Origin of the sequence: Brevibacillus sp. LEMMJ03, from assembly GCF_007197875.1 — a bacterium.
Taxonomy (GTDB): domain Bacteria; phylum Bacillota; class Bacilli; order Brevibacillales; family Brevibacillaceae; genus Brevibacillus; species Brevibacillus thermoruber.
In genome coordinates, this window is record NZ_VKJN01000002.1 from 109,234 (window position 1) to 122,878 (window position 13,645).

12 protein-coding genes are annotated in these 13,645 nt (G+C 63.4%); all 12 read right to left on the reverse strand.

The annotated features are described in order from the left end of the window. Positions 1-50: 50 nt before the first annotated feature. Positions 51-551: an acetolactate synthase small subunit gene (ilvN, locus tag FOI68_RS03115; RefSeq protein ID WP_029097650.1), complete on the reverse strand. Its 501-nt coding sequence runs from the start codon at positions 549-551 to the stop codon at positions 51-53. Further along, positions 552-2,288 carry a biosynthetic-type acetolactate synthase large subunit gene (ilvB, locus tag FOI68_RS03120; protein ID WP_143862296.1) on the reverse strand — a complete coding sequence of 579 codons (1,737 nt, stop codon included), beginning with the start codon at positions 2,286-2,288 and terminating at the stop codon, positions 552-554. Positions 2,289-2,935: 647 nt separating this feature from the next. Continuing rightward, on the reverse strand, positions 2,936-4,099 hold the full coding sequence (sat, locus tag FOI68_RS03125; protein WP_143862297.1) for a sulfate adenylyltransferase: 1,164 nt from the start codon (positions 4,097-4,099) through the stop codon (positions 2,936-2,938). A 20-nt stretch (positions 4,100-4,119) separates the two neighbouring features. After that, positions 4,120-4,821, reverse strand: coding sequence for a phosphoadenylyl-sulfate reductase (locus tag FOI68_RS03130; RefSeq protein WP_143862298.1), 702 nt, complete (start codon positions 4,819-4,821; stop codon positions 4,120-4,122). Positions 4,822-4,972: 151 nt separating this feature from the next. After that, positions 4,973-5,266 carry a hypothetical protein gene (locus FOI68_RS03135; RefSeq protein ID WP_143862299.1) on the reverse strand — a complete coding sequence of 98 codons (294 nt, stop codon included), beginning with the start codon at positions 5,264-5,266 and terminating at the stop codon, positions 4,973-4,975. A 160-nt stretch (positions 5,267-5,426) separates the two neighbouring features. After that, a complete protein-coding gene (locus FOI68_RS03140; protein ID WP_143862300.1) occupies positions 5,427-6,575 on the reverse strand; it encodes a thiolase family protein in 1,149 nt (382 codons plus the stop codon). Positions 6,576-6,637: 62 nt separating this feature from the next. Further along, positions 6,638-7,972 carry an MFS transporter gene (locus tag FOI68_RS03145; protein WP_143862301.1) on the reverse strand — a complete coding sequence of 445 codons (1,335 nt, stop codon included), beginning with the start codon at positions 7,970-7,972 and terminating at the stop codon, positions 6,638-6,640. A 164-nt stretch (positions 7,973-8,136) separates the two neighbouring features. After that, positions 8,137-10,290 carry an acetate--CoA ligase family protein gene (locus FOI68_RS03150; protein WP_143862302.1) on the reverse strand — a complete coding sequence of 718 codons (2,154 nt, stop codon included), beginning with the start codon at positions 10,288-10,290 and terminating at the stop codon, positions 8,137-8,139. A gap of 50 nt (positions 10,291-10,340) precedes the next feature. Then, on the reverse strand, positions 10,341-10,739 hold the full coding sequence (locus FOI68_RS03155) for a Zn-ribbon domain-containing OB-fold protein (RefSeq protein WP_044898379.1): 399 nt from the start codon (positions 10,737-10,739) through the stop codon (positions 10,341-10,343). A 1-nt stretch (position 10,740) separates the two neighbouring features. Then, on the reverse strand, positions 10,741-11,886 hold the full coding sequence (locus FOI68_RS03160; RefSeq protein WP_143862303.1) for an acetyl-CoA acetyltransferase: 1,146 nt from the start codon (positions 11,884-11,886) through the stop codon (positions 10,741-10,743). A 17-nt stretch (positions 11,887-11,903) separates the two neighbouring features. Continuing rightward, complete coding sequence (locus FOI68_RS03165) at positions 11,904-13,121, reverse strand: MFS transporter (protein WP_255433365.1); 1,218 nt, start codon at positions 13,119-13,121, stop codon at positions 11,904-11,906. A gap of 105 nt (positions 13,122-13,226) precedes the next feature. Beyond that, positions 13,227-13,643: a MaoC/PaaZ C-terminal domain-containing protein gene (locus tag FOI68_RS03170; RefSeq protein WP_035300523.1), complete on the reverse strand. Its 417-nt coding sequence runs from the start codon at positions 13,641-13,643 to the stop codon at positions 13,227-13,229. Positions 13,644-13,645: the final 2 nt, after the last annotated feature.

Sequence of the window (13,645 nt, forward strand, 5' to 3'; positions counted from 1 at the left end):
CCTTAAAAATGTTTAGATGGAATCACTATTCTGAATTTGACCGCTGCCGCTTACACGGTCACCGGCGACGGTACCACGCTGCGCGCCATCGCGAGCGTGCCGGTTCGCGTCAGTTCGAGGACGCCGTAGCTCTGCAGGAGCACCAGCAGGGCATCGATTTTCTCCGTATCGCCGGTCACCTGCACGATCAGCGAGGTGGGGCCGACGTCGACGATCGCCGCCCGGAACGGTTCGACGATGCCGTTCAGTTCCGCAAGCTGGCTCGGCGTGGCGCTCACCTTGATCAGCGCCAGCTCCCGCGACACGAACGGATTCTCGCTCAGGTTGGTCACGGAGATCACGTCGATCAGTTTGGACAACTGCTTCATCAACTGGTCGATCTTCTGTTCGTCGCCCCCGGTGGTGATGATCATCCGGGAGAGGCCCGGCTCTTCGCTGGCGCCCACCGTGATGCTGTCGATGTTGAAGCCGCGCTGACCAAACAGATTGGCGACGCGCGTCAACACGCCGGGGTAGTCGTTGACGAGTACCGCAATCGTATGTCGCTGCATCTATTCGTCCCCCAATACCATTTGATCTAATGTGCTGCCCGCCGCCACCATCGGGTAGACGTTTTCCTCCTGGGCCACCCGGAAGTCCACGACCACCGGACCGTCATGCCGGAGCGCTTCCGCCCAGACGGCTTCCGCCTCCTGCGGCGTGGAAGCTCGCAGCCCTTTGACGCCGTACGCTTCCGCCAGCTTGACGAAGTCGGGGCTGCAGGTCAGGTCGATCTGGCTGTAGCGGTTGTCGTAGAACAGTTCCTGCCACTGGCGCACCATGCCGAGGCACTGGTTGTTGATGATCGCCACCTTGACCGGCGTGTTGTACTGGGCGAGAATCGCCAGTTCCTGGTTGGTCATCTGGAAGCCGCCGTCCCCCACCACCGCGATGACGGTGCGGTCCGGATGGGCGATTTGCGCCCCGATCGCCGCCGGGAAGCCGAATCCCATCGTGCCGAGGCCGCCGGAGGAGATGAGCGAGCGGGCGTGCTTGAACTTGTAGTACTGCGCCACCCACATCTGGTGCTGGCCGACGTCGGTGGTGACGATCGCTTCCCCGTTGGTGGAACGGTACAAGAGCTCGATGACCGCCTGCGGCTTCAGCACCTGATCGTCGTGTTTGTAGCGGTACGGATGCTGCTCCTGCCACTGTTTCAACTGGGCGATCCACGCTTCCGAGTCGCACGCGGTGACGAGCGGCAGCGCCTTTTGCAGCGTGCTCTTCACGTCGCCTGCCACCATGACGGCCGTGGCCACGTTTTTGCCCAATTCCGCCGGGTCGATGTCGACGTGGACGATCCGTGCCTTGGGGGCAAACTCCTTGGTGCGCCCCATCGTGATCCGGTCGTCGAAGCGTGCGCCGAGGCCGATCACACAGTCGGCGTTGAGCAGCGCCTGGTTGGCGGTGTAGCTGCCGTGCATGCCCGGCATGCCGAGCGCCAATTCGTGGACGCCCGGGAAGCCGCCCAGTCCCATGAAGGTGTTGATCACCGGGATCCGCGTCTTTTCCGCGAAGGCGAGCAGTTCCCGGTCGGCTCCCGCCGAGATGATCCCGCCGCCGGCCAGAATGACCGGGCGCTTCGCTTCCCGGATCGCCGCGACGAACGCGTGCACGTCTTCATCGCTCGGCACCAGGGACGCGCGGTAGCCGCGAATCTCCACCGTTTCCGGATAGGTGAACGGCGCCCTGGCGTTGCTCACATCCTTGGGGATGTCGATCAGGACCGGTCCCGGCCGCCCCGTCGTGGCAATGTAGAACGCCTCCTTGACGATGCGCGGCAGGTCGCGGACGTCGCGAACGAAGTAGCTGTGCTTGGTGATCGGAATCGTGATCCCCGTGATGTTGGCCTCCTGGAAGGCATCGGTGCCGATCAGGTGCTGGGGCACGTTGCCGGTGATACAGACCAGCGGCACGGAATCCATCTGGGCGGTGGCGATGCCGGTCACCAGGTTGGTCGCGCCCGGGCCCGAGGTAGCGATGACGACGCCCGGCTTTCCGGTCGCCCGCGCATACCCGTCGGCCGCGTGAATCGCGCCCTGCTCGTGACGGGTCAGGATGTGCTTGAAGTAGCTGTCGTACAGGGAGTCGTAAATCGGCAGCACCGCACCGCCCGGATAGCCAAAGATGTACTCCACCTGCTCCAGGATGAGACAGCGCAGAAGCGTCTCCGCCCCCGTCACCTCCTCACCGAACCGGACCGGCGGCATGCCGCTTTTCCCCTGCAATTCGGCGATTTGAACACTCATTTTCTCTCCTCCTCCCATGTCTCTGCCCATATTGAAAAAACCTATTGGCTAATAGAAAAACCCTTTCGCCCCGACACGGTTTTGGTTCCATGTCTGCTTGGGGCGAAAGGGTTCGCGGTACCACCCAACTTCATCGGCGCCTCACGGTCGGCCGATCTCAGCCAGTCACATTCATCGACTGCAACACGCTAACGGGTGTCAAACGGCCCTGCCTACTGATCCTCGCGGAGGAGCGACGTTCAGCAAGACGGCTCGGAGGCGAGCAGTGCGGTCGCATTCTTTACCCATTCTCAGCTCCCTGGGCTCTCTGTAAAAGAAGAGGCGGGCACCTTCCTCGTCACAGCCTGTGTTTATGCCAATATTGCCAATTTTGAAGTTATCAGAAAATAAAGTGTTATGTCTGATTATAGCCACGTGCCCAAGGGGTGTCAACGAAATAAAAAACATTTTGCCAGACTTTTGTCCGAACGAATGTTCAGTCAAAAACAGCGCAGCGGCGCGGTTTTTTCGTGTAAGCGGATACACGCTGCCCGTTCCTTGTCTCCGCTTTGCCGACCGGCTGTACGGGAGCGATTGCGGGATCAGCAAAAAAAGCCCGGGGGAATCCCCGGACCCGCTTCCTCGATGATTGAGCTGCCCCCGCGCCCTCACGATTCGGCGCGGCCCGCTTCGGCCAGCCCGGCGATCAGCACTTGGGCCACCTCGGGCCGGGTAATCTCGGGCGGCGGCGTCTGCCCGCTTTTCAGCATCTGCCGCACGTTGGTCCCGGACAGCGCCACGTGCCGTTCCGTCCCGTGCGGACAGGTCTTGGCCGTGGCCATCCCCTGACAGGCCGTGCAGTAAAAGCTGTGCTCGAAAAAGAGCGGCTGGATGCCCAGCTCGCCCGGCGAAAACGCGGAGAAAATGTGCTGGGCGTCGTAGGTTCCGTAAAAGCTGCCCACACCGGCGTGATCGCGGCCGACGATGAAATGGGTGCAGCCGTAATTTTTGCGCACAAGCGCGTGGAACACCGCTTCCCGCGGACCGGCGTAGCGCATCGCGGCGGGAAAGGCGGCGAGGAAGACGCGCTCCGGGGGATAGTAATGGCGGAGCAGCACCAGATAGCTCTCCATGCGCACGGCGGCCGGCACGTCATCCGCCTTCGTTTCCCCCATCAGCGGGTTGAGGAACAACCCGTCCACGATTTCCAGCGCCGTTTTCTGAATGTACTCATGCGCCCGGTGCACCGGGTTGCGCGTCTGAAAACCGACGACCGTCTTCCATCCCTTTTCCTTGAACGCGGCCCTCGTCTCGGCCGGCGTGCAGTAATAGGCGGCAAACCGCTGGGGGATCGGCCGCTGCAGGAGCTCGATGGGGCCGCCCAGATAGAGGGCGGGCTTTGCAAAGAGCTTGTTCACGCCGGGATGGGATGGGTCTTCGGTGCCAAAGACGCGCACCGCCTCCCGCCGTTTGTCGGGCCGGTACCGGCTTTCCACGGTGAGCACGGCATACGCCTTCCCGTCTTCTCCGCGCAAGAGCAGGCGCTCTCCCTCCCGGACATCCGCGTATTCCGTCTCGTCCACGGCAAGCGTAACCGGCAGCGGCCAAACCGTCCCGTCGGCCAGCCGCATCGTCTCCACTACAGCGTTGTAATCGCGCTCTCCGAGAAAACCGGTGAGCGGAGAAAACGCCCCGATCCCCAAACAATCAAGATCAGACAAGGTCCAGCGATCGACCGTGACGCTTCGTAGCCGCTCGCCGCCTGCCGGACCGTCATTCTCCGCAAGCCGGTTGACCAGCGTGCCCCCGTGCGGCAGGATCGTATGGGTCATGGTCATTCCTCCCTTGGCATTCATTTGTGCAAACCGCACTCCGTCTTGTCAAAGCCCGACCAGCGGCCGGCACGCGGGTCCTCTCCCGGGCGGACGGGCCGCGTGCAGACGCGGCAGCCGATGCTGGGATAATTCCGGTCGTGCAGCGGGTTGTACGGCACGCCGTACTCGCGGATGTACTGCCAGACCTGCTCGCGGCTCCAATCGGCGAGGGGATTTACCTTGACCAACTGAAACTTTTCGTCCCATTCCGCCTTTTTCGCGCGGGCCCGCGTCGGCGCCTGTTCCCGGCGAATCCCGGTGATCCAGGCGTCATAACCGGCAAGAAATCCGCCCAGCGGCTCCACCTTGCGCAGTCCGCAGCAGAGGTTGGGCTCCCTCTCCCACAGATTGTCGCCGTATTGTTCCGCCTGTTCGGCCAGCGTCAGCTTCGGCAGCACGCGGATAAACTCGATCCCGTACCGCTCCCGGAGACGGTCGCGGACGGCGTAGGTTTCCGGAAAGTGAAGGCCGGTATCGAGATAAAACACGGGGGTGGCGGGCGCCAGCTTGTGCAGCATGTCGATCAGCACCACGTCCTCCACGCCGAAGCTGGAAGCCAGCGCCACGCGGCCTCCAAACTGTTCGACCGCCCACGCGAGAGCGTCCTCGGGCCGCCCGTTCTCCAACCGGCAGGCCGTCAGGTTCAGCTCGTCATCCGTTATCCTGCGGCGATGGTTCATGCAGCGATTCTCCCTTCTTGCTAGGCATAGGCTTTACCCCACCATCATATGAGCCGTCGCGGCAAGTGGAGATTCGTCCCCGCAAAGAAGCGCAGAAGCCAGCGGGAAAGCGGAAAGCGCCGCCGGAAACGATCCGGACGGCGCTCGTCGGTTACTTGTCGGAGTCTGGGTTTTCCCAAGGGGCGAAGAAGTTGACCAGCGGCCGCTGTTCGGCCTGCTGCTGCCCCCCTTGTGCCTGCTGCTGTGCTTGTTCCGGGGTCTGCTGCTGCGGGTGCTGCTGCGTCTGCTGCTGCGCCAGCGACGGAACCGAGCCGAAAAACATCGACGGCGGCGTCACATAGACACCCTCGTTGTCATCCTTCTCCTTGGCAAACGCACCAGGCGCAATCAAGGCGGAACCGACCACGGCGACAACACTCCACATCATCCATGCGTGTTTTTTCACGAAACCTTCTCTCCTATCCGTGTGATCTCTCGTACGGTCTTATGGTAGCTCATCGGGCCGTGAGAGCGACACGGACAAAAGTTGGTTTTTCTTTCCATCTGGAGACGGAGGTCGTCCTCAGCTATCGGAACGTCAGGCCCATGCCCGCCGTTTTTTGCCTTTACCGTTCGATCATCAGCGCGATCCCCTGTCCGCCGCCGATGCAGGCGGTGACGAGGCCGCGCTTGGCGCCGCTCCGTTTCAGCTCATACGCCAGCTTGGTTACCAGCATCGCCCCGGTGGCCGCGATCGGATGACCGTGGGCGATTGCCCCGCCGTTTACGTTCACTTTGTCCATGTCGAAGCGCAGCTCGCGGTCGCAGGCCAGCACCTGCGCGGCAAACGCCTCGTTGATCTCGATCAGGTCGACGTCGTCCAGACGCAGCCCCATACGCGTCAACAGGGTTTGCGTGGCCGGGACGGGGCCGATGCCCATGATGTTGGGATCGACACCGGCGACGGCCCATCCGGTCACCCGGGCCAGCGGTTCCAATCCCCTGCGCTCCGCCTCCTCTTCCGCCATCAGCACGAGAGCGCCGGCTCCGTCGTTCATGCCGGAGGAGTTGCCCGCCGTCACCGATCCGCCCTGCTTGAACGCCGGCGCCAGCTTGGCCAGCGCTTCCAAGGTCGTATCCGGCCGCGGATGCTCGTCTCGATCGACCAAAAGCGGCTCCCCTTTTTTCATCGGCACGGTGACCGGGACGATCTGTTCGACAAAGCGCCCTTCTTGCACGGCCCGCTGCATGTTCCGCTGGCTGCGCAGGGCAAAGGCGTCCTGCTCCTCGCGGCTGATTCCGTAGCGGGCGACGAGGTTTTCCGCGGTGATGCCCATCGGCGGATCGCCGATGTGGTCGGGGGACAGCTTTCGTCGCACAACCTGCGGCCCTCTCTCCGAAACCTCCAGGAGATACGGCGAGCGCGTCATGCTTTCCGTGCCGCCGGCGACGTAGACGCGTCCCTCGCCGGCCCGGATCAGGCTGGCGGCCAGCGCGACCGCGTTGATGCCGGAGCCGCACTGCCGATCCACGGTTATCCCGGTGGCAGCAAGCGGCAGCCCCGCTTCCAGCAGCGCCTGCCGGGCCATGTTCCCTCCTCCGCCGAGACAGTTGCCGAAGATGACGTCGTCCACCTCCTCACCCATCAGGCGGGAGCGTGTGAGCGCCTCCCTGATCACGATGCCTCCCAAGACTGCCGGGTGCAAATCTTTCAGCGCCCCGCGGATTTTTCCGATCGGGGTGCGGACGGCAGCCACAATGACCGGTTGGTTCATTCTACCGATTCCTCCTCTCGTTTTCCTGTACGCGGTTCTCCCTCTGGCCGGTCAAAGCCGGGTCACGCAAGCGGCGTGTGCGCAACGCCTCCTTCCTTTTTGCGGAGCCACGGCCCCTTGCCGGTAAACAGGCAGGGGATGTAGACGAGCACCCCGACGCCGACCGCAATCCACAGCCAGGTGCCCCAATGGGAAGCGGCAACAACCAGCGGCGCGACGAAGTAGACCGTGAGGCTGACGATGCGGCTGAAGAAGCCGAACAGCCCCCAGGCCGACGACTGCAGCGATGCTTTCACATCCTCGGCGTTTTCCGAGAACAGGGCGCACCACGGACCATAGGCGATCCCGATCAGTCCGCCGAGCAGCGAGGTGTAGATGATCATCTGCCCTTCCGGTACCTCCGTGCCGAACAGGGAGATGAAAAAGACCATGTAGAGGGCGAACAGCACGGTTCCCGTCAGCGACACGATCTTGCGCAGCTGCAGGCGGTCGGAAATCCAGCCGGCCACAAGCAGCGTAACCAGGTTGAACAGCCAGAAGTACTTGGCGATCGCGGCCGCCTGATGGGCATCGTAGTGGAAGACGTCGACGAGCAGTTTGGTGCCGAAACTGGCAATCGTCATGTAGGTGAGCAAAAACAGCGTAATGCCGATGCAGAGTGCCCAGATGTGCGGAAATTGGAGAATCTCCCGCATTTTCGGGGAAATGGCCGCATTCTCCGGCTTCTCCCATGCAGCCTCCCGTTCACCCGTCTCCCCGGCGCTGTGGACGATGCGGGAGCGAAGCTCTGGGGACAGATCGACGATGTTGAACAGGATGACAATGGCCGAAACGAGCGCGATTGTCCCGCTGATGATGAACTGCGACTGCCAGGCGTGGAAGATCGGAAGCGTCCAGCCGGCCATCGCGTTGGCGAAGAAGTTGGAGCCCACCGGACCGAACGTCCAAAATCCGAAAGCCAGCGCCCTGCCCATCCGCGGCGAAAAGTCGCGCACCAGTCCGGCGGTGGTCCCGATCGCCACGCCGTCAACAAAGGAGAGGACGACGCGCAGGATCAGCAGGTGGGACAGCGTTTCCACCAGGACCATCGCGTAGACGCACACCGCGGTCAAAAAGAGGCTGGGCACGAGAAATTTGACCCGACCGTAGCGGTCGGCAAGCGGAGCGAACAGCAGGGCGGAGATGGCGGCGGAGAGGACGGACAGGGCGGATACGATGCCGTACTGGTGCAGACTCATGTTCAGATCGTTCAACAACAGGGGGAGAACCGGCGCGATTTGGGCTTCATACGACGCGATGAAATTGGCCAGAATCGCGATAAACAGCAGCCATACCCGCCGCCCGCCGGTTGGATACACCGTCAGTTCCCGGGACAGCAATCCCGACAGTTTTGCCATGGCAATCGCCTCCTAATCGGTTTACACTCTTTGACAAGCGAGGCATCCGTGGATTGCGACAGGTGCACAGGGCGAATTAGACTGAATTTTCTGAACGGATGCGAAAAAAGAAAGGCGTTCAGTGCCCGCAAGCCTCCCCAAGAATACCTGAACGCCTTGGTTCTTTACGGCTTGGATACGGCCGCGCTGGACTCGTTCCATTTGATCAGCGCATCCAGCGCTTCCACCTGGGTTCCCCGCACCCAGAGCGGGTTGATCTCCAATGCCTGAAGCTGATCGGAGACGCTCAGCGCCACCCGGGTGACGCGGTAAATGGCCTCCGCCACCTGATCGAGATCGGCCGGCGCACGGCCGCGTGCCCCTTTCAGCAGGGCGGCGCCGCGCAGTTCCTCCAGCATCCGCTTGATCTCGGCGCGGTCCACCGGCAGCACGCGCAGGCTGGTATCCTTCAACACCTCGACGAAGACGCCCCCCAATCCGACGGCGAGCACGAGGCCCCAGAGCGGATCCTTGACGATCCCGACCAGCAGCTCGGTGCCGGCGGCGCGCATCGGGCTGACCAGGACCCCTTCCACCCGGCTTGCCGGAGAGCGCTGCCGAACGTTGTTCAGGATCGTCTGATACGCTTCCTCCACTTCCCGTTCCGAGCGCAGGTTGAGCACGACACCGCCGATGTCGCTTTTATGGGCGATGTCGGAAGACTGCACTTTCAGCGCGACGGGCAGTCCCAGCTCGCGCGCAGCGGCAGCCGCCTCTCCCGCGCTCGTGGCCAGCAGGCCGGGGACCACCGGCACCCCATGCTCCTGGAGAAACAAGCGCGCCCGGTATTCCGACCACTCGCCGACGCCTGTGTCTCCCCGTGCGCCTTCCCGGGGCTCGGCGGGCGGCAGCTCCGTCTGGGCACGCGCCCGTTTTTCATGCCACCACAGGGCTTTCCCCAGCGCCGTCATCCCGTGCTCCATCCCGCCGACAAAGTGCAGGCCGAAGCGGTCGATCACTTCCTGGCCGAACGGGGTGATGTCGATGGCGGTGTTGGTAAACAGCACGATCGGCCGTCTCGACTCCCGGACGATCCGCGCCAGGTTGTCAAACTGTTCATACATCGGCTGCGGGTCGTCCGGCTTTACCCGCGGCGGCTCCGTCAGACAGACGATGAAGTCGAGGCCGGGATCGTTGGCCACCGTCGACAGGGCGCGGAGCAGCAGCGTTCTGTCGACGACAACGTAGCCGGTCACGTCTAGCGGGTTGTGCACGGTGGAAAAGGGGGGCACGATCTGCTTCAGTTCGGCTGTCGTCTCCGGCGCAAACGGCGGCAGCTCGATCCCCTCGTCCTGGGCCCGGTCGGAGAGGATGTCACAGGCTCCGCCAGACGGAGTGACGACTCCCATGCGGCGGCCGGCAAGCGGCGGGGTGCAGCCGAGCAGTCCGGCCGTCGTGAGCAGATCCTCCAGCGAGTCCACGCGGATCACGCCGAGCTGCCGGAAGACGGCGTCGTTGACGGCATCGTCTCCCACCAGCGCCCCCGTGTGGGCCATCGCCGTGCGGGCGCTTTCCTCGCTCCGGCCGATCTTCAGCGCGACGATCGGCTTGCCCCGCTCCAGCGCTTTGCGGGCCACGCGGGCAAACTCGCCGGGCTGGCGGATCGACTCCAGGAACAGCGCAATCACCCGGGTGGACTCGTCTTCGATCAGGTAGTCGATCACATCGGTCGCCGAGATCATCGTCTCGTTCCCCATCGACACGAGAAAACTCAAGCCGACGTTGCGTACCTGCGCCAGCGTCAGGATGGAGCTGGCGAGGGCGCCGCTCTGCAGCACCACCCCGACCGGCCCGGCCTTTACGGGCGGCGTGATCGGCAGGCCGTACGGCGTCAGCTGCGCCGTCACGTTGATGAAGCCGTTGCCGTTGGGACCGAGAATCACCTGGTCGTGCGCTTCGGCGAACGCGACCAGCTCCCGTTCCCGCTCGCTTCCTTCCCTGCCGATTTCGCTGAAGCCGGAGGTCAAGAGCACCAGGTTGCGGATCTGTTTTTTCGCCGCTTCATCCATCACCTGCATGATCTGGCTGGTGGAGACCATGACATAGGCCAGGTCGATTGGTTCTTCGATCTCCAGCAGCGAGCGGTACGCCTTTTGTCCGTGCACGACGTCACGGTTGGGGTTCACGCAGTAGATCTCGCCGGGGAAGTTCATGCTTTTCAGATTGGCAAACGTAAACACGGACCAGCGGGACTTGTCGGTCGCACCGACGAGGGCGACGTTTTGCGGATGAAAAAACCTCCGCAATCGCTCCGGCGTCACGAATGGCTTTGCTTTCAATGCCGTCACCTCCGAAAGGGACTGTTTTCCAAACGGCCGTCTCCATCGCGCTAGATCAGCGTAAAGTAGGGCAGCGTCAGGTCCTCGTCCACCCGTTCGAAGCAGACGGCAACCGGTTTGTCGATGGCGACCTGCCCACGGTCCCCCTTGATGCGGGTCATCATCCTGACCCCTTCCTCCAATTCGACGATGGCGACGACAAACGGCGTCTCTTCCGCAAACGGGCCAAATGCCCGGTGCACGACCGTATAGCTGTAAATCCGTCCCCGTCCGGAAGCCGTAATCCAGGAGACGCGTTCGGAGAAACAGTGCGGACAGATGGCGCGCGGGTAAAAGATCGCCTGGCTGCACGCCTCGCAGCGCTGAATCAACAGCTCCCCCCTTTGCGCGGCTTCCCAAAACGGGCGGGAATCGCTGTCGATCTGCGGTTTCGGTATTTGCCCTGCCACGTCAATCCCTCCCCAGTATCAAGGTAGCAGCGGAAGAGAGCACGCCCCCCGTACCGTGGACGAGGGCCAGCCTGGCATCGGGCACCTGCCGCTCCCCGCACTCGCCGCGAAGCTGCCTCGCCGCCTCGATCAGCAGGAAGATCCCGTACATCCCCGGATGGCAGTAGGAGAGCCCGCCGCCGTTTGTGTTCATCGGGAACGGGCCGCCCGGCGCCGTCCGCTGTCCGCTGACAAACGCTCCGCCTTCGCCCGGCTTGCAAAACCCGAGCGCTTCCAGCGTCAGCAGCACGGTGATCGTAAACGAGTCGTAAATCTCCGCCACGTCAATTTCGTCGTGCGTCACGCCGGCCATCTCAAACGCCCGCCACCCCGATTCGCGTGCCCCGGTCATGGTCAGATCCGGCATGTTGGCAATCGTGTTGTGCGTATGCGTCTCGCCGTGGCCGAGGATCCAGACCGGACGTTTTTTGGCGCGGGCCGCCGCCCGCCGGGAAGCGACGACGACCGCGCCGCCGCCGTCGGTGACGAGACAGCAGTCGAGCAGATGAAGCGGTTCGGCGATCCAGCGCGACGCCAGCACGTCGGCAATCTCAATCGGTTCGCGCATGAACGCCTTTTCGTTCAGCATCGCCCATTTGCGCGTGGCGACGGCGATCTCCGCCAACTGCTCCGAGGTGGTCCCGTACAGGTGCATGTGCCGCATCGCCGCCAGCGCATAGGCGCCGACCGGCGCGGGCAGCCCGTAGGGACGTTCGTACTGCTCGGTCAGCGGGACGATTGGCATCGGCCGGTTGCGCGAGCGGTCCGAGCGCTGGGTGCTGCCGTAGGTGATCAGTGCCACGTCAAACAGTCCCGCTTTGATCCCGGCGACCGCATGGCCGATGTGCAGCTCAAACGAGGAGCCGCCGATATTGGTTCCGTCGGTATACGCGGGCCGGATGCCCAGGTACTCCCCGAGCATCAGGTTGGTCGCCCACGCCCAGTTTCCGGCGGTAAACAAGGCATCCACGTCATCTTTGGTAAAACCGGCGTCGTCCAGCGCAGCCTTGGCCGCTTGCGCCTGCAGCTGGAGGACGTTTTTGCCGGGCGTCTCGCCGAGGTCGGATTCGGCGACGCCTACGATGGCCGCTGCTCGCTCTGTATTCACGGGATACCTCCTCCCTTCTACAACGTGTCGTGTACTGAATCGGCCCGGCTTTCACCGATCGTCTGCTTTCGCGTCCGCTGTGCCCACAACAGGTACAGCCCGATTGTCGCCAGCATCAGGCCGGACGAAACGAAGTACGGGCTCTGTTCCTGCCGTGCAAACAGCCAGCCGGCGAGGAGCGGACCGATCACGCGTCCCAGGCTGTTGCAGGCACTTTGCGCGCCGAAACTGCTGCCCTGCGACTCTCGCGGCGTCCGGATGGAGATCGCGGTCGTCATCGCCGGGTAGGCAAAGCCTCGGCAGAGGGCGAGCAGCGCGATCGCCGCGAACGCCCAGGCGAGCCACTGGGCAAAGCCCAGCGTCAAGTAGCCAAGCACCCCAAAGGAAAATCCCAGCAGGATGGTGACCGCCTCCCCGAACCGCCTGTACACGTTGGAAAACATCATCCCCTGGGCAAGAGCCCCCATACAGCCGTTTACCATGAACGCCCACCCCGCCATGATCTCGTCGGAGTGCAGGCGGCCGATCAGGTAGTAGGCCAGCGTCGCGGTAATGCTGGCGTCGGCCAGCGAAAAAACGAACGAGCCGACAAGAAACGGCGCAATCCGCATCCGTCCCCTCTTCGCCCCCGGCCAAAACCCGCCCAACAGGGACAGGTCCGGCCGTCGGGACCGGTCGCTGACGACCGCGGCCGGGCGCTGTTCGCGCGGCAGCAGCCGAAACGCCAACAGACCGTTGAGGATCGCCAGGAGACCGACGCAGAAAAACGGCACCTGCAGGCCGATCAGGCTGAGAAACGAGCCGATCGGCGGTCCAAAAACAAAGCCGATGCCGTTCATCGATCCCATGTAGCCGAGAATCCGGGCCCGATCGTGCGGCGCCGTCCAGTCGGACGCCAACGCCAGCGACGAGGGCATCACCGCCGAGGCAAACAGTCCGGCGAGAAAGCGCAATACCAGGAGCACCGCCACATTGGGCGCAAAGCCCAACAGGGCGGAAGAGACGCCGTAGCCGACGATGCCCGTGATCAGCACCGGCCGCCTGCCGACACTGTCGCTGACCGCCCCCCAGAGTGTACTGGAGAGCAGTTGGGCGACGGCAAACACGGAGAGGGCAAGCCCCATCTCCACCGTCGAGGCGCCGATGTGCCGGGAGAGAAACGGCAGGGTCGGCAGGATGACACCGAAACCGATGTTGGCGATGAACATGGTTGCCAGCAAAAACAGGATGGTCATCGACACGGCCGAATCCCACCTTCCGTCTCAGCGTCCGGCCGCCGCCGTTTCCGAAACGTTGCACCGTCGCTCGCAACGGCGATTCGACCGGCAGCCGGACGAGGTCTAGTAGTATGTCAACGTCGCCTCGCCGTGTGTGACGACCTTCCCCGGCTCCGTTTCGGCGGCAATCGCCAGCTCGACGGTGCGCTTCGCTTCGTCCTTGGCCGTGACCGTCGCCCGGCAGGTCAGGACGTCACCCGGACGCACCATCCCGGCAAAACGCACGTTCAGCCGGCTGACGAATCCCTTCGTCCCGACCAGTTGGCCGGCGAGCTGGCCGAGAAACCCCATGCTCAGCATGCCGTGGGCGATGACGCCCGGCAGTCCCACGTTTCGCGCGGTTTCATCGTCGGTGTGAATCAGGTTGAAATCCCCGGACGCGCCGGCGTACTTGACCAACTGCACCTTTTCCACCGCCGGTTTGACGAGCGGCGCCAGCTCCTGCCCCACTTCCACCTGCGTCCAATCAAGAGAGTGCATGA

What these genes read in the sequence shown, in the direction of transcription:
- FOI68_RS03145 (WP_143862301.1), bottom strand. Translation starts at nt 7,972, where the DNA reads ATGGCAAAACTGTCGGGATTGCTGTCCCGGGAACTGACGGTGTATCCA.
- sat (WP_143862297.1), bottom strand. Translation starts at nt 4,099, where the DNA reads ATGACCCATACGATCCTGCCGCACGGGGGCACGCTGGTCAACCGGCTT.
- FOI68_RS03165 (WP_255433365.1), bottom strand. Translation starts at nt 13,121, where the DNA reads ATGACCATCCTGTTTTTGCTGGCAACCATGTTCATCGCCAACATCGGT.
- FOI68_RS03140 (WP_143862300.1), bottom strand. Translation starts at nt 6,575, where the DNA reads ATGAACCAACCGGTCATTGTGGCTGCCGTCCGCACCCCGATCGGAAAA.
- FOI68_RS03130 (WP_143862298.1), bottom strand. Translation starts at nt 4,821, where the DNA reads ATGAACCATCGCCGCAGGATAACGGATGACGAGCTGAACCTGACGGCC.
- ilvN (WP_029097650.1), bottom strand. Translation starts at nt 551, where the DNA reads ATGCAGCGACATACGATTGCGGTACTCGTCAACGACTACCCCGGCGTG.
- ilvB (WP_143862296.1), bottom strand. Translation starts at nt 2,288, where the DNA reads ATGAGTGTTCAAATCGCCGAATTGCAGGGGAAAAGCGGCATGCCGCCG.
- FOI68_RS03170 (WP_035300523.1), bottom strand. Translation starts at nt 13,643, where the DNA reads ATGCACTCTCTTGATTGGACGCAGGTGGAAGTGGGGCAGGAGCTGGCG.